This is a genomic window from Pseudomonas sp. Z4-7 (assembly GCF_051131965.1).
Taxonomy (GTDB): domain Bacteria; phylum Pseudomonadota; class Gammaproteobacteria; order Pseudomonadales; family Pseudomonadaceae; genus Aquipseudomonas.
The window spans coordinates 2,788,758-2,808,361 of record NZ_CP071642.1; the positions used below are offsets into that span (position 1 = coordinate 2,788,758).

Here is a 19,604-nt window from a genome sequence, read left to right on the forward strand (position 1 = left end):
TGTTTTTGTCTTCGCAGGCCTGCTGTCCCGGTCCAGCGGCATCGGGCAAACGAACGAGGTTAGTGTCTACTGGCCATAATCTGACTGTGAATGATAAGGGTTTGCATTAATATTGTCAGGCTTGTAGCGAAATTATTTTGGTTTCGACATATTCTGTGCCCCACTTTTTTGGCCCTTGGTGGATTTCCCTGTGTTGTCAGGGGAAATGATCCAGGGGGATCTGTACGATGGATGAAACGATCAGGCCCTCTAGGGCGTTGGAGGGACGGTCATGCTGAAAGCCAGCAACGTGCGGCTGAGCTATGGCGAGCAACAGATTCTCAACGGTGTCAGCCTGGATATTCCCGAAGGTTGCTTCACCGCGTTGATCGGGGCCAACGGCTGCGGCAAGACCACGCTGCTTAATGTACTGGCGCATATGTTGCGGCCGAGCGCGGGTGACGTGCACCTGGGCGGAAAATCGTTGGGACAGTATTCTCGCCGCGCATTGGCGCAACGAATGGCGTTGTTGCCCCAGCGCACCACGTCGCCGGCCGGCATGAGCGTGCGGGAGCTGGTGATGCAGGGGCGCTTCCCCTGGCAGAGCTGGTGGCGCCAATGGTCCGACCAGGACCAGCAGGCGATTGATCGCGCCATCGACCTGGCGGGTATCGGGCCTTTGCTGGATCGCTCGCTGGCCACCCTGTCGGGCGGGCAGTTGCAGCGCTGCTGGATTGCCATGACCCTGGCCCAGGACACTCCGGTGATCCTGCTGGACGAACCGACGACCTTTCTCGACATCGCGCACCAGATCACATTGCTCGAATTGCTGGTGGATCTGCGTGAGCAAGGCAAGACCATCGTGGCGGTGCTGCACGACCTCAACCAGGCCGCGCGTTACGCCGATCACCTGGTGATGATGCGCGAGGGGCGGTTGCTGGCCCAGGGCGCGCCTGCCGAGGTGTTCACTCGGGAAAACCTCAAGGCGGTCTTTGACCTGGACGCGCACATCATTACCGACCCTTATTCCGGCGATCCGTTATGTGTCCCGCAAACCACCCGTAGCCAGCCGTCGGCTGTGCGGGAGGCGATGTGATTCACGGTTTGCGCTTGCCGGTGTGGCTGGGCCTGCTGATTGCGATTGCCCTGGCCGCGCTGCTGCATCTGGCGGTGGGCGCCAAGAGCATCCCCTGGAGCGAGGCGTGGCAGGCCTTGGTTGCCTATTCGCCAGACAGCCCCGACCAGAGCGTCATTCGTGGCAGCCGCCTGCCACGCCTGCTGGTGGCCATGCTGGTGGGCGCGAGTCTCGGCCTGGCCGGTGCGATCATGCAGGCGGTAGGCGACAACCCATTGGCCGACCCGGGGATTCTCGGCATCAACAGCGGCGCGGCATTGTTCGTCGTGTTCGGCTTGCTAGTGCTGCCGGGTCACGACCTGTCGATGATCCCGCTGTTTGCTTTCAGCGGCGCCCTGGTCGCCGCCGTTGGTGTTCTGCTGCTGGCGGGCAGGGGTCACAACCCGATTCGACTGACGTTGTCCGGGGCGATGATCGCGGCGTTGTTCAGTGCTATCACTTCGATTTTACTGTTGCTTGATCAGCAGGGGCTGGACAGCCTGCGGCGCTGGCTGACCGGCTCGATCGGGGTGACCGGAGGCTCGATGCAGGCGTGGGTCTGGCCGTATGCCGTGTTGGGCATGTTCCTCTGCCTGGTCAACGTCCGCGCGCTGAACGCGCATCGGCTGGGTCCGCAAGCCGCCGCCGGCATGGGCGTCAACCTGTTGAAGATGCGTCTGTTCGGCCTGGCTTCGGTGGTTCTGCTGTCAGGCTGCGCCGTGGCCCTGGCGGGGCCGATCGGTTTTGTCGGGCTGGTGGTGCCTCACACCGCGCGCCTGTTGTTCGGCGATGACTACCGTCGGTTGCTGCTGGCCGCGCCCTTGCTTGGCGCGCTCCTGCTGATCCTGGCGGACATCGCCGCCAGGACCGTGGTGCGTCCCTTCGAGCTCAATACCGGGATCGTCACGGCGCTGATCGGCGGGCCGATCTTCGTGGTTCTGGTGTTGAGGAAAGTCCGATGATGCGCTTGGGGCTGACCCTGCCCAGAATGCTGCCGTTGCTGCCCTGGGTGGCCCGGCCGATCGACCTGATTTCGGTGCTGGTGTTGCTGCTTGCCTTGGTTGCGTTGGCCCTGTACGCACTGACGGTCGGCAGCTATTCACTGGATGTTGCCCAGGCCTGGCAAGCGCTGGCAGCCCCTGACCAGGCCAACCCGACGACGCGTAATCTGCTGTGGGAGTTGCGCCTGCCGCGTGTCTTGCTGGCGATCCTCGCCGGGGCGGCGATGTCGCTGGCCGGCCTGTTGATGCAATCGTTGACGCGCAATCCCCTGGCGGCGCCGGGCCTGGTAGGCGTGGAGTCGGGCGCCAGCGTCACCATGTTGTTGATCATCGTGCTCTGGCCCACGCTGCTGCCGCTGGAGCTGTATCCGTTGGCGGCACTGACCGGTGGGCTGGCCGTGGCGTTCTTCGTCGCGTTGCTGTCGTGGCGCCAGGGCATCTCGCCGCTGCGCCTGATCCTCGTCGGCGTCGGGCTGACCGCCATGCTCAGTGCGGTTGCCGACCTGCTCATCACCTACGGCAATATCGACCAGGTGGAGTCAGCCTTGATGTGGCTGGGCGGCAGCTTGCATCGGGCCGGCTGGGCCCAGGTCCATAGTCTCGCCGCCTGGTTGCTGCTGGCGGGGGCGCCGCTGCTGTTTTTTCATCGCCAGTTGAACCTGTTGCAGTTGGGTGAAAAAGTCGCCCTCAGCCGAGGCCTGAATGTGACGGGTGTCATGGCCTTCCTGTTGCTTTGCAGCGTCATGCTGACGGCGGCAGCGGTGGCGAATGTCGGCACCATGACCTTTGTCGGCCTGGTGGCCCCGCACCTGGCGCGCCAACTGGCGGGTGATCGCCACGGTGCCCTGATGCCTTTATCCGCGTTGACGGGGGCGCTGCTGGTGCTGGCGGGCGACACACTGGGGCGGGGGCTTTTCCCACCGTTGCAATTACCGGCGGGGCTGGTGGTCGCGATCATCGGGGCGCCTTATCTGATCGTCTTGTTGGCGCGTCAACGCAGTCGCTGAGAACACAGCGACGCTCATATTGAAGTTATCTGGAGGCAAGCGCGTGCGGGGAAGGGTGAAGGGAATATTCCAAGGGTTGCTCGGCATGCTGTGCGTGTCGTTGGCATTGCTGTCCATGCCTGCTGGCGCGGCTGAAACCAAGGTATTCGAGAACAGTTTCGGCCGGGTTGAAGTGCCCGTTTCACCGCGTTGCATCGTGTCGTTGCATGATTTCAGCCTGACCACCCAACTGCTGGAGTTGGGTATCAAGCCCTGCGGCTCGACAGGGCGCAAGAAGCTGTTTTCGGATGTGCTGTTTCGTGGCGCGCAGGAGCGCTTCGATGTGACGGGCATTCAATACATCGGCTCGCACCAGTCGCCTGACCTCGAAGCCATTGCGGCGTTGAAGCCTGACCTGATCATCGGCCTGTCCTATCACGCCGACCTCAAGGACAAGCTCAGCAAGATCGCCCCGGTCGTTCTGTTGCCGTCGCGAGAGAGCGATATCAAGACCTACGCCAAGGAACTCGCCGACCTGGTCGGCAAGCAACAGCGCTATGAAGAAATGCTTCGCGAATACCAATGGGTGGTCAGCGAGTTCAAGAAGCGCGTCAAGGACCCTGCGCGCATCACGGTCACCACGCTGGAAGTCTATACCGATGGTTTCCAGTTGATCGGCCGTGGCGGGATGGATGACGTTATCGCTGATTTCGGGCTGGGGCGTGTCGCCGCGTATCGTGAGGCGCGGCAGAATGTGCCCTACAGCCTGGAGCGAATCGGTGACTTCGACAGTGATTTCATTATCGACACCTATGAGGAACTGCTCGATTCGGAAACCAGCACCGCAGCTTTCCGCCAGTCCCCTCAATGGCGGAACCTGTTCGCCGTGAAGAACCGTCAGTTTCTTTACCTGAACCGCAGTCGTTATGCCGATACGATGCAAGGCCTGCTGGGGTCCGCTTACCTGCTGATGTCCCATATCGCTGAGCGCGAGAGTGTGCTTCAGGGCAAGTGAATCGTAGCAGCTGTCATACTATCGTCATTAATGACAATCATTCTCTATTGCGGTTGTTACTCGTTTGTATTAGTTTGTGCTCTCGAAAAATACGCTCATCGGAATGGCGAGGGATTACAAATGGAAACTGGTTTGGCGCGTGCACAGGTTCAATCCATGGAAGGCGTACCGGGCAACGAGCAGACCTTGCCGTTCATTTTCGAAGCGCCCGCCACGGGGGCTCGCTGGCAGGATAGCCGAGCGCAGATCCTGCAGGCAGTCGAGGCCGAGTTGCCGCGTGTCGGCGGCATTCTGTTCCGCGGTTTTGCCTTCAGCGGGGAAGCTGATTTCGAGGAATTTGCCCGCGGTTTTGGCCATGAGCTGCTGACCTACGACTACGCCTCCACGCCGCGCACCAAGCTCAACAACCGCGTATACACCTCCACTGAATACCCTGCCCACCAGGTCATCCCGCTGCACAACGAGCAGTCCTATTCGCTCAATTGGCCGATGAAGATCTGGTTCCACTGCGTACAGGCTTCTCCTGTGGGTGGTGAAACCCCGATCGCCGATAGCCGCAGGGTCTACCAGCAACTCGATCCGGCGATCCGCCAGCGCTTCGCCGAGAAACGCCTGATGTACGTGCGCAACTACGGCAACGGCCTCGACTTGCCCTGGCAGCAGGCGTTCAGCACCGAAGATCGCTCGCAGGTGGAACAATTCTGTCGCGCCAACCACATCCAGTTCCAATGGACGGACGACGGCGAGCTGTCCACGCGCCAGGTCTGCCAGGCCGTGGCCCAGCATCCGGTGACCGGGGAGTGGGTATGGTTCAACCAGGCGCATCTGTTTCATATCTCCAATCTCGCTGCGCCGGTACGCGAGACGCTGATTTCCATCGTTGGCGAAGAGGGTGTGCCACGTAACGTCTTCTACGGGGACGGTTCACCCATCGAGCTGGAAGCCCTGGAGCATGTGCGCGGCGTACTGCAGCGCTGCCAGGTGACTTTCCCCTGGCAGGCGGGCGACGTGCTGATGCTCGACAACATGCTGGTGGCTCACGGCCGCTCGACATTCCAGGGCGCGCGAAAGGTCGTGGTCGCCATGGCCGAGCCTGCTTCGGCGGGTTGAGCCCGACGCTCTTGCATTAAGCCGCCGCATTGGGTGGCTTATTCCAAACAAGCAAAATGAAGGACATCAAATGCTCGATCGCCTGATGCATCGCTGCTGGCTGCGTGGAATTCGCCTATCGGAAGCCGAAGGTCAACTGGACATCGTGCCCGGGTCGCAAGGTGCTTTGACGGATGAACTTGAAGCTGAGCTCCGTTCGCGAGAGCACGAAGTGTTGCAATGGCTGGCCCTGCATCCCGATTATCTTGATGCGCGGCCACTGACCGACAATGAGCAGGCGCTCTGGTTTCTACAGCGACTGGAACCCGACAGTTGTGCCTATAACCTCGCTTACGCAGGACGAATCAAGGCGCAGTTCGTAACGGAGGACTTGCCTCGGCGCCTACAAGACGCCTGGGCCGCGATTCAGCGGCGTTACCCGGTGTTGAGCACGGCCTACGGTGAACGCAACGGCGACCTGGTGCAGTGGAGTCGTAGCGAAAATATCCAGCCGTTGCAGTGGGTTGCCTTGCAGGCGGCGGACACCGATACCTTGCAGCAACGCATTGCCGAACTGGCCGACCGGCCTTTCAATCTCCAGGCCGGTGAAGTTAGCCGAGGTGTGGTGCTGAGCAACGCCCGGGACGGTCATACCGAGCTCACGCTGCTGCTGGTGATCCATCACATCGCTGCCGATCCGGCCACGTTCCATATCGTGCTCAACGAGCTGTTCGCACAGGTCGATGGTCAGCCGTTGCTTGCAATCAATCCTGATGCCTATCGCAACTACAACAGTGAGCTGCACGTGCGTAGCGAGGCGACCGAAGCTGCGGAGCTGGCTTGGTGGCAGGCACAACTGAGCGAAGCTCCAACGCTGGAGTTGCCGACGGATTTCGCCTTTGGCGGTAACCGCTCATTCGAAGGGATGGAGCTGCCGGTTCGCTTCGATCCCGCCACCACGGCGAGGGCGAGGGCCCGGGCCCGCGAGTGGGGCGTGACGCCTTACGTCTGGTGGTTCTCGCTGTTTCAACAGTTTCTCGGGGTGTTGTCCGGGCAAGACGATTTTGTGCTGGGTACGGCCGGCGGTCTGCGTTTGCGACGCGAACACCTCAATTTGCCGGGCTATCTGGTCAACTCGCTGCCGGTTCGCTGTCGCTTGCAGCCAGACCTTTCAAGTCGTGACTGGGCCCGTGAGGTAGACGCCACCGTCAAGCAGGCCCTCGCGCACCGACACTACCCGTTCTCGCGCCTGGTCAAGCAGTTGAACCTCGAGCGTCAGGCGGGCAAGGCGCCGCTGTTCCAGCACATGTTCACGCTCAACAAGGAACGTGCCGCGCCGTTTCACCAGTACGTGGACCCCGTGTTGTCGGAACAGCGTGGAGCGGCCCATGAACTGAACATGGTTGTGGTGGATGAGGAGGAGGGTTTCCTCTGTCGGTGGCGTTATAGCAAGGCTTTGTACCGTCACGAAACAGTCCAGGGTTATTGCGACCAGTTCGTTGCATTGGTCCACGCGGTCATCGACCAGCCGGACGTACCTTTTGCCCAGCTCGACTGGCTACCGTCCGTGCAACGATCGATCCTCAGTGGCGAGGACTTACCGGTCCCGGTCAGCAACGCCTGGCAGGCGTTCGTCCAGCAGTGCGCCCACAAGCCTGAGTCGATTGCCCTGCAAGACGAACAAGGCACATTGAGCTATGCCGAGCTGGGCCGAGCGGTGGTTGCCCGTGGCGAGCGCTTGCAGACAGGCGCGAACCTGGAGGGTGCTCGCATCGCCTTGTGCCTGCCCCGCAGCCGCGAGCTGGTGATGCACATGCTCGCGGCCTGGCAGTGCGGCGCCACGTACCTGGCCCTCGATCCGCAGTGGCCGCAGTCGCGTTTGCAGGACATCTGCGAGGATGCCACGCCCCGGGTCTGGGTGGGCGAGGGCCAGCGTCCCGAATGGCTGCCTGAACCGGTACGGTGGCTGTCGTTGCCAACCGCGTCGTTGTCCAGCGAATCGCCATTGCGCGCAGCCGTGGCCGCAGACCTGCCGGCTTACGTCGTCTATACCTCCGGCTCCACCGGACGGCCGAAGGGCGTGGCGGTCAGCCAGGCCAACCTGATTCATTACGTGACCGGCTGCCTTGAACGCCTGAACCTGTCCGCCGATGCCAGCCTTGCAAGCCTGGCCAGTTGCGCCACCGACCTGGGGCACACGGCGTTGTTCGGTGCACTGCTCAGTGGTCGGCGCCTGCGCCTGCTGGCCGAGGAGCTGGCTTTCGATGCCGAGGAGCTGGCTGCGGTGCTTGAGCGCGAGCCCATGGACCTGCTGAAAATCGTGCCGTCGCACCTCAACGCCTTGCTGGTCGCCAATGATCCGCAGCGCTTGTTGCCGCGCCAGTGCCTGGTGACCGGCGGCGAGGCCCTGGGCCAGGCACTGGTTTCACGCTTGCGCGCCTTGCAGCCGGACTTGCGCATCGTCAACCACTACGGCCCCAGCGAAACCACCGTCGGGGTGTTGACCCATGAGGTCGATACCCGCGGCGCAGCGCCGCTGGGTCGACCCCTGCCGAATGTCCAGGTCAGCGTGCGTTCGCCCGCCGGCGCACTCTTGCCGACAGGCGTCAGTGGCGAGCTGTACGTCGAGGGGGCGACCGTTGCGTTGGGTTACCTCAGCGCGACCGACGCAGACCGGGCCCGCTTTAGCCCGCACGGCTATCGCACCGGCGATCGGGTTCGAATCAATCATCAAGGGCAGGTGGAGTTTCTCGGTCGGCTCGATGAGCAGGTGAAGATTCGCGGTTACCGGGTAGAACCGGCCGAAGTCGCGGCTCGATTGCGCGCGATGCCGCAGGTCGGCGATGTGCAGGTGCTGAACAGCCCTTCGCCGTTGACCGGCAATCGCCTGGTAGCTTTTCTGGTCGCGCCAGCTGCCGCGCTGCCCGACATTCAAGCTGCCCTGCAAGCGCAACTGCCGGACTACATGCAACCGGCCCAATGGCATTGTCTCGAGGGTTTCGCCTTGCTGCCCAACGGCAAGGTCGATCGCCAGGCATTGCTGCGATGGGACGAGCAGGCGCCGGCCCAGGCGCCGGCGAAGACATCGCTCGATCAGCCGTTGGACGCGGTTGAAAGCGCATTGCTGGACATCTGGCGCGGGCTGCTCGGCAATTCCGACCTGGGGCCCGATGACAACTTCTTTGCCCTGGGCGGCGACTCGATCCTCGGCTTGCAGATCATTGCGCTGGCGCGCCAGCAGAACATCCTGATGACGCCCAAGCAGCTGTTCGCCGAACAGACCGTGCGCGCCTTGGCGCGAGTGGTGCAAACACCGCAGCGCAGTCTCGAACAGCGCTTGCTCGACATCGCTCGGGAAATTCTTAGTAACCCGGAGCTGCGGGTCGATGACAATTTCTTCAGCGTTGGTGGAGACTCGATCCTGAGCCTGCAAATCATCGCCCGGGCCAAGCAGCAGGGCCTGCAACTCAAGCCCAAGCAGATTTTCGAGTTCCCGACCGTACGCGGCTGGGCCGAACACGTGGTTGACCTTGGCGCGGCGAAGGAGGGTGCCAAGCCTTCCGAGCTCGAGCCCACTGCGGCATTTGCCCTGACGCCGATCCAGCAATGGTTTTTCGCCCAGGAGCAAAACCAGCCCGGGTATTGGAACCAGTCGTTGCTGCTGGCGTTGGACCAGCCATTGGAACCGGCGCGGTTTACCCAGGCCGTGGGCGCGCTGTTGCAGCGTCACGCCAGCTTGCGCCTGGTCTTCGAAGCCTCGGCGCATGGCTGGCAACAACGTTACCAGGCGTTCTCTCAATCCCAGGTCAACGGGTTGTTCCATGTCGAGGAGCAACCCCTGAGCGAAGCGCTGTTGCAGCAGTGGCAGCAAGGCTTCGATCTGGCAACGGCGCCGTTGATTCGCTGGGTGTATTTCTCCCAGAGCCGGGAGCTGCTGTGCACGGCGCATCACTTGCTCGTCGATGCAGTGTCGTGGCAGGTGCTGCTGGAGGAGCTGGAAAGTCTCTACCTGCAACCGGACCTGGCGTTGCCGGCCGTCTCGGCGGGTTTCCATGTGTGGAGCGAGGCCCTGCAGCAGCACCGCCGCGAGCCGGCCTTGCTGGCCCAGGTTGATTACTGGCACGAACAACTGCGTGCAGAGGGCGTTCTCCCCGAACAGGCGAATACCTACGGCGCAAGCCGCACGCTAGACACGCAACTCTCATCGGAGCAGACGCAGTTGTTGCTGGGCGACTGCCACGCCGCCTACGGCACCCAGGTCCAGGATTTGCTGGTGGCGGCTTTGGCCGGCGTCATCGGCCAGTGGCAGGGTCGCGAGCGCGTCACCCTTGAGCTGGAAAGCCATGGCCGCAGCGGCTGGGAGCAGGCCCCCGATTTGTCCCGCTCGATCGGTTGGCACACCAGCCGCTATCCACTGGCGGTCGACACTTCCTGGGATCTGGAGCCCTCGATCATCGCGGCCAAGGAAGCCCTGCGCCGCGTACCCGAGCAAGGCATCGGCTACGGCCTGTTGCGCCAGGACCCGGCGCACGGCCTGGCTGCGGCCTCGCTGTTGACGTTCAACTACCTGGGGCGGGTCGACCAATGGATCGGCGCTTCGCGCCTCTGGCGCCTGGCGCGGCCGGTGTGTCCAGGCATGCGCGCCGAGAGCACGCGTCGCACGCATTGGCTGGACGTGACGGCGCTGGTCAACGAAGGGCAACTGCACGTGGAGTGGCGTTATGCGCCGCAGGTCCATGACCCGGCGCTGGTGAGCGAGTTGGCGCGGCAGTTCCAGCAGCGGCTCACAGCCTTGCTGGAACATTGCCAGGCGCCCTCGGTTGGCCGCGCCACGGCTTCGGATTTCGCCGACTCCGGCTTGTCCGACGATGAATTCCTGGGGCTGCTCGAACAACTCGAACAGTGAAACCTCTGCGTCCCCAAACATTACAGGTTCGGATACCGTCAGCATGAACGACAAGGTCAAAGCTCTTTCGCGCAACATCGAAGCTATTTACCCGCTGGCTCCCATGCAGCAAGGATTGCTGTTCCACAGCCTGATGCACCCGGGCAAGGGCATGTATCTGCTGCAATACCGGCACGTCATGGTCATGCCGAACCTCGACCTGGCGGCGTTCCGCCAGGCTTGGGCGCAAGTGGTGGAACGCCATGAACTGCTGCGCACCTCCTTCGTCTGGAAGCAGCAGAAGCGCCCGATGCAAGTGGTGCACAAGCAGGTCGAACTGCCGATCACTTACGAGGATTGGTCGCACCTGAGCGACGCCGAACAGCACGCGCGTCTGGAACAGTTGCTCAGCGCGGAACGCGCTGAAGGGCTGGACTTCACCAAGGCACCACTGATGCGGGTCAGGCTGTACAAGTTGGCGCCCGACACCTATCAGTTCGTGCGCAGCTACCACCACATCCTGATGGATGCCTGGTGCTTCTCGATCATCATGATGGACTTCCTCAACGGCTACCGTGCCGCTCAGGAAGGCCGTCGATTGAACCTGCCGGCGCCTCGTCCCTATCGCGATTTCATTCGTTGGCTGGAAACCCAGAAGCCGGAGGATCACCAGGCCTTCTGGCAACAACGCCTGGCGGGTTTCGACACGCCAAACGAGTTCGGCTTCGGCCATGTCGGCCGCATCCAGGGCGCCAGTGAACCGGTCGAGGATTGTGTCGAGTTTCTGCAGCCTGAGCAGACCTTGGCGCTGCAAAACGTTGCGGCGCAGCACGGCCTGACCCTCAACACGCTGGTGCAGGGTGCCTGGGCCCTGTTGCTGGCGCGCTACAGCGGCGATCGCGACCTGGTGTTCGGTATCACCGTCGCCGGTCGTCCGGTCCACCTGCAAGGTATGGAAAGCATCGTCGGCCTGTTCATCAACAGCTTGCCGCTGCGCTGGAGCTGGCGCCCGGATGACGCGCTTGGCCCGTGGCTGAAAGCCTTGCAGACCGAGAACCTGAGCCTGCGTGAACACGAGAGTGTGTCCCTGGCCGACATCCAGCGCTGGAGCGACGTCCAGCGCCAGGACCTGTTTCAGAGTCTGTTCGTGTTCGAGAACGCGCCCATTACCGCCGACCTGCGCCAGGGGCAGCTGGACTACCTGATCAGCGACATGGCCAACCGCACCCACACCAATTACCCGATCACCGTGGTCATCGTGCCGGGTGAGCGCCTGCACCTGCAACTGACCTACCAGACTGACTGGTTCCTGCGTGAAGAAGTCGAGCAGATGCTGCGGCATTTCCGTGCCCTGCTGTTGAACATGGGCGAGGCCCTGGGCGCGAACGCCGCGACGCCCTTGCATCAACTGGCGATGCTCGATGAAAGTGAAATCCGCCATCAGCACCAGGTCTGGGCCGGTGGAGGCCTGGCGGCCGATGAACAACTGCTGCAACCGTTGTTCATCGAGCGCTTCCAGCAGCAGGTCCGCCAGAATCCGCAGCGCATTGCCGTCGTGCATGGCGAGCACAGCCTGACCTTCGATCAGTTGAACCGCGCCGCCAACCGGCTGGCCCGGCACCTGCGTGCGCAAGGTGTGAGCAGCGACGATCTGATCGCAGTGTTCGATGAGCGCGGGCTGGACCTGGTGGTGATGATTGTCGCCACGCTCAAGGCCGGTGCCGGTTGGCTGCCGCTCGATCCACGCAACCCGGCCCAACGCCTGGCCCAGGTGCTGCGCCAGAGCCGCACGCCGTTGCTGGTGCACAGCGCGGGGCAGGGCGAGTTGGCCATGCAGGCACTGGATCTGCTCGAACAGCGGCCCAAGGCCGTGCGTTATGACCCCTCGGTGCTGAGCGGCTACAGCGATGAAAACCTGAACATCGCGGTGCACGGCGACTCGTTGGCCTATTGCATCTTCACCTCCGGCTCCACCGGCACGCCCAAGGGCGCCATGGTGGCCCAGGCGGGCATGCTCAACAATATTCTGGGCAAGCTGCCGGGGCTGGGGCTCGATGCGAATGACGTGATCGCCCAGACCGCACCGCAGTGCTTCGATATCTCGGTCTGGCAAACCCTCGCAGGCCTGGTGCTCGGCGCACGCACGGTGATTCTTGGTGACTGTGTGGTACAGGACCCCGAGGCGCTGGCAACGGCCATCGGCCGGCATGGCGTCAGCATCCTCGAAGCGGTGCCGTCATTGATGCAAAGCCTGCTCGACGCCGGCCTGGAGACGTCGCCCCTGCGCTGGGTTCTTGCCACGGGTGAGGCCTTGCCGCCAGCCTTGGCGCGACGCTGGTTCGAGCGCTATCCGGCGATCCCGCTGATGAACGCCTACGGTCCGGCCGAATGCTCCGATGACGTCGCCTTCCACCCGCTGCTGGAGCGTTTGCCGGAACAAAGCATCAACGTGCCGATCGGGCGCGCCACGCTGAACAATCGCCTGTATCTGCTCAATGCTGATCTGCAACCGATACCGGTTGGCGCAGTGGGCGAGATTTTCGTCGCCGGTGTCGGCGTCGGGCGCGGCTACATGGCCGACCCGGCGCGCACGGCGGCGGTGTTCCTGCCGGATCCGATCGCCAACGACGGTTCGCGCCTGTATCGCACCGGCGACCTGGCGCGCTTCCTGCCCAATGGGGATATGGAATACGTCGGACGCACCGACCATCAGGTCAAGATTCGCGGCCACCGTATCGAACTGGACGAGATCGAAGCCTGCCTGACCCGTTACCCAGGGGTGCGGGAAGCGGTGGTGGTGGCCCGCGACGACCAGCAGCGCTCCAAGGTGCTGGTGGCTTATGTCGTGGCCGAGGTCGCGTGCAGCATCGAGGCGTTGCGCGAGCATGTGCTGGGCAATCTTCCGGCCTACATGATCCCGAGTGCATTCGTGTTGCTGGAGCGTTTCCCGCTCAACGGCAACGGCAAGATCGATCGCAAATCCTTGCCCGCTCCGGATTTCGCCGCGCAAAGCCAGGCCCGCTATGTGGCACCCAGCAGCGCGTTGCAAGGCCAATTGGTGGAGGCCTGGCAAAGCGTGCTCGGGCTCGAACAGGTGGGCGTCGAGGATAACTTCTTCGAACTCGGCGGCCATTCGCTGCTGGCCACTCAACTGATTGGCCTGATCGGCAAACTCACAGGCAAGGACTTGCCGTTGCGCGTGGTCTTCGAGCGCCCGACCATCACCGCCATGGCCGATTGGCTGGAAAGCCAGGCCGGTACGGTAAAACCGTCGCCAACCCTGCTGCCGCGGCCGGAAAAGCTGCCGCTGTCGTTTGCCCAGCAACGTCTCTGGTTCTTGCAGCAACTCGACCCGCAGAGCCCGGCGTACAACCTGGCGGGAGCGGTACGCCTGACCGGCGAGCTGCATGTCGCTGATCTGCGTGCGGCGTTGCAAGCGGTAGTCGACCAGCACGAGGTGCTGCGCAGCGGCTTTGTCAGCGGGGCCGAAGGGCCGAGCCAGGTGATCCTGGCGCAGACCGAACTTAATTTGCCGCTGATCGATGTGGCAAGCGAGGACGCGCTGCACGATCGGCTGCGTCAGGATGCAATGACCCCGTTTGCGCTGGAAGCGGCGCCGTTGCTGCGCGCCCGGCTGTATCGCCTGGCGCCGCAGGTATTGGTCCTGTCGCTGAACTGCCATCACATCGTTGCCGATGGCTGGTCCCTGCAACTGATCATCGACGCTTTGTGCGAGCAGTATCGCAACCGCCGCCAGGGCCAGGCGACTCAACAGCTCGCCCCGGCGATGCAATACGCTGACTACGCTGTCTGGCAGCGCCAGTGGATGGGCAGCAAGGCGTGCGCGCAAGAGCTGGCCTACTGGCGCGAGCAACTGTCCGGTGAACTGCCAGTGCTCGACCTGGCGGCCGATTTTGCCCGACCTGCCCAGGCCAGCCAGGCCGGAGGGCGCGTCGAGCGACGCTTGCCCGAGGACCTGGCGGCCCGCCTGAAGGCGTTCAGCGCCCGCCACGGCTGGAGCAATTTCATCCCGATGCTGACCGCCTTCCAGTTGCTGTTGCGCAGTCGCAGCGGCGAAGACGACATTCTGGTCGGTGTTCCAGCGGCCAACCGGCACCATGCGGTGTCGCAGCCTCTGGTCGGTTGCTTCGTCAACACGCTGGTGTACCGCAGGAAACTTTCCGGCGAGCGCAGCCTGCTGCAACTGATGAGCGAATTGCAGGCGCTGTCCGTGTCGGTCCAGTCCCATCAGGATCTACCGTTCGATTACCTGATCGAACAACTCGGCGTGGTTCGGCAGGTGAGCTACAACCCGCTGTTCCAGGTCATGTTCAACTATTTCCCAGGCAATGCCCTGGAGCGTTTCGACCTCACCGACGTCATTGCCGAACCGCTGGACAATCGTCCGGACAGCGCGCTGTGCGACCTGCACCTGGATGTGCGCGACAGCGAGCACGGCATCACCCTGAGCTTGCAGTACAGCAGCGACCTGTTCCGCGAACAGACTGTGCAAGCGATGGCCGCACAGTACCTGGCGTTGCTCGACGCGTTGATCGAGCAGTCCGATCAGCCGTTGGGTGAGCTGGCATGGCAGCCGGCCGAGCGGGATCTTGCGCGGATTGATGGTCGCACGGTGAACGGTCATCAGGACATCCTCCAGGCCTTTGCGCTTCAGGTTGCCCGCCACCCCGCGGCGATTGCCGTCGTGGCAGGCAATGAACAGCTGTCCTACGCCGAACTGGATCAGGCCGCCGAGCGGTTGGCGGCGAAGTTGCAGGCCCAGGGCGTCGGTATCGAAGACCGCGTTGCGCTGAGCCTGCCTCGCGACGCGCGCCTGCCAATGGCCATGTTGGCGGTGCTCAAGGCCGGCGCTGCGTATGTGCCCTTGGCCGAGGACACACCACCGGAGCGTGGCCGCTACATTCTTCAAGCGGCCCGGCCCACGTTGTGCCTGGGCACGGCGGCGAGTCTCGGTGTGTTGGCGCAGTGGAACAGCGGCCTGCCGTTGCTCGACATTGAAGCCAGCGCTTCAACCGACACCTTCAATGCAGTGACCTGCGTCGCCGGTCAGCTCGCCTACGTGCTGTATACCTCGGGTTCCACCGGCCAGCCCAAAGGCGTGGCGATCAGCCGTGGCAACCTGATGAACCTGATGCTGGCCGTCGAGCAGGTCCTGCCGATGACGGCCCGGGACCGGGTCCTGGCGCTGACCACTGCGACGTTCGACATTGCCATCGTCGAGTTGCTCCTGCCCCTGGCCCGAGGCGCCAGTATTCTGCTGGCCGATCGCGAACAGGCGCGGGACCCGCAGGCCATCGACCAGTTGTTGCTGTCCGGGCAACCCACCGTCATGCAGGCCACGCCGGCCACCTGGCGGATGCTGGTGGCGCATACCTCGCGCAGTTGGCAAGGCGTGCGCGCCATCTCCGGTGGCGAGGCCTTGCCGTGCGCATTGGCCGAAGCCATCGAGGGCAGGGGAGCCGAGGTCATCAACGGCTACGGGCCGACGGAAGCGACCGTCTACAGCACCTTTGAAGTGCGCAGCGGCAACGAAGCCGGCGCCGAGGTGCCGATCGGGCAGCCGGTGGCCAATACCGCCGCGTACATTCTCGATGCCGACTTGCAATCGGTGGCCGCCGGTGTTCCCGGTGAGCTGTACCTGGCCGGGGCCAACCTGGGCCGGGGTTATTTCGCCGCTGCGCGCCTGACCGCCGCGGCGTTCCTGCCGGATCCTTTCGTGGCCGGCGCGCGCATGTACCGTACCGGCGACCGGGTCAGGCGTAACAGCAATGGCAGCCTCGATTACCTGGGACGCCTGGATTTCCAGGTCAAGCTGCGGGGTTTCCGTATCGAATTGGGTGAGATCGAAGCGCTGTTGTCCCGCATTCATGGGGTTCGCGAGGCGGCTGTCGTGTTGTTGGGCAGCGGTGAGTCGGCGCGCCTGGTGGGCTATTACGCAGGCGATGCGCTGGATGAAGCGCTGCTGCGTGACACCCTTGGCGCTCAGTTGCCGGACTACATGCTGCCCAGCCAGTTTGTGCGTCTCGACACGCTGCCGTTGAGCCCGAGCGGCAAGATTGACCGCAAGGCCCTGCCGGCACCGCAACAGCGTGACAGCCAGCAGGGTGCGCTGTCGGGTGAGTGGGAACAGACTTTGGCCGAGCTCTGGAAGGAGCTGTTGGGATGCACCGAGGTTGGCGCCGACGACAACTTTTTTGCCTTGGGCGGACACTCGCTCCTGGCGGCGCGAATGGTCGCGCGGATCGCCGAACAGCATGGCCGGCGCCTGCCATTGCGCAGCGTGTTCGAGCAACCGCTGCTGCGTGACCTGGCCGCTACGCTGGCCCAGGCAAGCACCGAGGCCGACGGCATCCTGCGTGCTTTCGAAGAGCCCTTGGCACCGTTGCATTTCACCCAGCAACGCTTGTGGTTCCTTGATCGCCTGCAGGGCGATACCCAGGCCTATCACTTGTCCCTGGCCCTGCGCCTGGCTGGCAACTTGCAACCGGCCGTGCTGGAGCAGGCGCTGGCGCAACTGGTTGCCCGTCAACACAGCCTGCAAACGCTGTTCAGCGAAACAGCCGAGGGTGCGCGGCAGCGTGTCGAGGCTCTCGACGTCATGCCGCTGAGCTTCGAGCCACTGGAAAATGATGAGCAATCGAGCGCTTTCACCCAAAAACTGAGCCATGAGGCGCAGCGTCCGTTCGACCTCACCGCGCCGCCGCTGTGGCGCGTGCGTGTGTACCAAGGCCACGACCGCAGCGTGCTGCAAGTGACCGTGCATCACATCATCGCTGATGCACGCTCGCTGGAGATTCTCTTCAACGAACTGCAACTGATCTACCAGGCTTTGCTGGAAGGGGGCGACGCTTGCCTGCCACCGCTGCCGCTGCAATTCTCCGATATCGCGGCCAGCTGGCAGAGCCCGGCCGGGCACGCGCGAATCGAAGCGCAGCTCGGGTATTGGCGTGACGCCCTGGCGGGCGAGCCGCCCGTGCTGAATCTGCCGACCGACATGCCGCGGCCCGCCGAGCAGGGCTACAACGGCCAGCGGCTGCGCTTCAACCTGCCGATTGCGCTGGTCCGGCGCCTGCGCGAAACGGCACAACGTCACGGCCTGACCGCTTTTGCTCCGTTGCTGGCGGCCTGGAAAACCTTGTTGGCCAGGCACTCCGGACAGCGCGAAATCTGGGTCGGCCTACCGGTCGCCCATCGCCATCAGGCCCACACGGATAACCTGATCGGTTACTTCGCCACCACCCAGGTCCTGCGTAGCCACATCGACCCGCAACAATCGGTCGAGCAGTTCTGGCAACAATTGCAAGCCACTCACCTGGCGGCGCAACAGCATGCCGACGTGCCGTTCGAGCGCTTGGTGGAAGCGTTGCAGGTGCGCCGCGATCTCAGCCACACGCCGCTGTTCCAGGCGTTGTTCAACCTGATCCAGCGGGATGCCAACGCAGCGCTCGAACAGCGCTTCGCCGGGCTGCCGTCACAGCGCCTGAACGTCGAAAGCGCCAGCGCCCTGGTGGACATCGGCCTGCATATCGAACAGCAGGGCGAAGATTGGCAGTGCGTGCTGGAATACAACACCGACCTTTTCCTGGCACATACCGCACAGCGTTACGCCGATGAGTTCCGTTACCTGCTCGAAGGCATGCTCGAGCAACCCGAGGCGCGCCTCTGGGACATCGACCTGGCGAATGCCAACCATGCGCTCGCCGAGCGGCCGTGGAACCGGCCCGCGCAATCCTTGACCGCCGCAATGGACGTGATTGCCCGCTTCGAACGGCAAGCTGCCCTGACGCCTGAAGCCCTTGCCGTCGATTGCCAGGACCGACAGCTGAACTACGCGCAACTCAACGCCATCAGCAATCGACTGGCCCATTGGCTGCGTGCGCGCAATGTCGGCACTGATGATCTGGTTGCCGTTTGCCTGAGTCGCGGCCCGTGGTTGCTGCCAACCCTGTTGGCGATTCACAAGGCGGGCGCGGCGTACCTGCCGCTGGATCCGCAACACCCGAGTGAACGCCTGCGCTTCATCATCGATCACGCGCGTCCAGCCCTGGTGCTCGGCGAAAGTCTCTGCGCCGAGGCCTTGGCCGGCGTCGATCACGTCCTGCTCGATCAGTTGCCGCTGGATGCCAGCAGCGACGCCAACCTGACGCTGGCGGTGGACCCGCGGCAGCGCGCATATGTGATCTACACCTCGGGCTCCACCGGCACACCGAAAGGCGTGCAGGTGACCCGTGGCAACCTGAGCAATCTGTTGGCCGGTCTCGATCGCTTGCTGCCGCTTGGTGCCGAGGATGTCTGGCTCGCCAGCACCACGTACGCCTTCGATATGTGCAAGCCGGAGCTGTTCCTGCCGCTGGTCAACGGCGCCGCGATCCTGCTGGCGCGGCGCGAGCAGGTGGTCGATGGGCACCAGCTGTTCGCGCTGCTGCGTCGGGCCACGGTGTTCCAGGCGACACCGGCCGGTTGGCAGATCCTTCTGGAGACCGGCCAGGCTGACTGGCCGCCGTTGCGTGGGCTGATCGGTGGCGAGGCGGTGCCCGGTGAACTGGTGAACGAATTGCGTGGCCGAGGCGTGGCGTTGATCAACGCTTATGGCCCGACGGAAACCACCGTCTGGTCGACCACCCAGGCGTTGCAAGACGTGCCGTCCGGCGTCGCCGACATCGGCGCGCCCTTGCTCAACACCCGTTGCTACGTGCTCGACGACATGCTCCGCCCGGTTCCGCTGGGCGCCACTGGCGAACTGTATATCGCCGGCTCCGGGGTCACCCGTGGTTATCAGCACGCGCCCGCCATCACGGCGGCGGCGTACTTGCCCGACCCTTATACCGGCGAACCCGGCAGCCGCATGTACCGCACCGGCGACCTGGTGCGCCGACGCGACGACGGGCGACTGGCCTATGTCGGTCGCGGTGATTTCCAGGTCAAGGTACGCGGGTTCCGCATCGAACCGGGTGAAATCGAATCGCTGCTGCGTCGTTACCCAGGCGTCGAAGAAGCCGTGGTGATGATCGATTCGCGCAGCCAGTGCCTGTTCGCCTGGCTGCAAACGCCGAACCCGGTTGATCAGGCGGCGCTGCGTCGGTATCTCGAAGGTGTGCTGCCGGGCTACATGATTCCGGCCGGCTTCATCGAACAACCGCGCTTTGCCCTCAACGCCAACGGCAAGATCGACCGCAAGGCATTGCCGGCACCGCAGCCCGTGGCGATCCAGGGCGTGGCACCGCGCAATGAACTGGAACAGCAACTGGCGGACATCTGGCAGAACCTGCTCGAGTTGCCGCAAGTCGGTGTGTTCACCAGCTTCTTCGAGCTGGGCGGGCATTCGTTGTTGGCGATGCGTTTGATGACCCAGGTCGAAAGCCGCTTCGGCGTCAAGCTTGAGCTGCGCAGCCTGTTCCAGAACCCGACGATCGCGGCGCTCGCCGAGCAGATCGAAAAGCCCCAGGGGCCTTCGACCGACGAAGCCCTGGACGAAATGCAGCGCCTGTTATCAGAGATGGAAGAGTAAGGATGA

At 63.5% G+C, this 19,604-nt stretch carries 7 protein-coding genes; all 7 read left to right on the forward strand.

Annotation, left to right across the window (positions count from 1 at the left end; genetic code table 11):
• The first annotated feature begins 271 nt into the window (after positions 1-271).
• Complete coding sequence (locus J3P91_RS12815; RefSeq protein ID WP_434604609.1) at positions 272-1,075, forward strand: ABC transporter ATP-binding protein; 804 nt, start codon at positions 272-274, stop codon at positions 1,073-1,075.
• On the forward strand, positions 1,072-2,055 hold the full coding sequence (locus J3P91_RS12820; protein ID WP_434568700.1) for a FecCD family ABC transporter permease: 984 nt from the start codon (positions 1,072-1,074) through the stop codon (positions 2,053-2,055). Before J3P91_RS12815 ends, J3P91_RS12820 begins: the two co-directional genes overlap by 4 nt.
• Entirely contained in the window at positions 2,052-3,101 is a 1,050-nt protein-coding gene (locus J3P91_RS12825) for a FecCD family ABC transporter permease (RefSeq protein WP_434604611.1), read from the forward strand. The genes J3P91_RS12820 and J3P91_RS12825 overlap by 4 nt, the downstream gene beginning before the upstream one ends.
• A gap of 55 nt (positions 3,102-3,156) precedes the next feature.
• Positions 3,157-4,095, forward strand: a complete 939-nt coding sequence (locus tag J3P91_RS12830; protein WP_434568698.1) for an ABC transporter substrate-binding protein — start codon at positions 3,157-3,159, stop codon at positions 4,093-4,095.
• A gap of 156 nt (positions 4,096-4,251) precedes the next feature.
• Positions 4,252-5,205, forward strand: a complete 954-nt coding sequence (locus J3P91_RS12835; protein ID WP_434574191.1) for a TauD/TfdA family dioxygenase — start codon at positions 4,252-4,254, stop codon at positions 5,203-5,205.
• A gap of 70 nt (positions 5,206-5,275) precedes the next feature.
• Positions 5,276-10,090: an amino acid adenylation domain-containing protein gene (locus J3P91_RS12840; protein WP_434604613.1), complete on the forward strand. Its 4,815-nt coding sequence runs from the start codon at positions 5,276-5,278 to the stop codon at positions 10,088-10,090.
• A 43-nt stretch (positions 10,091-10,133) separates the two neighbouring features.
• Positions 10,134-19,598 carry an amino acid adenylation domain-containing protein gene (locus tag J3P91_RS12845; RefSeq protein WP_434604616.1) on the forward strand — a complete coding sequence of 3,155 codons (9,465 nt, stop codon included), beginning with the start codon at positions 10,134-10,136 and terminating at the stop codon, positions 19,596-19,598.
• The last annotated feature ends 6 nt before the right edge of the window (positions 19,599-19,604 follow it).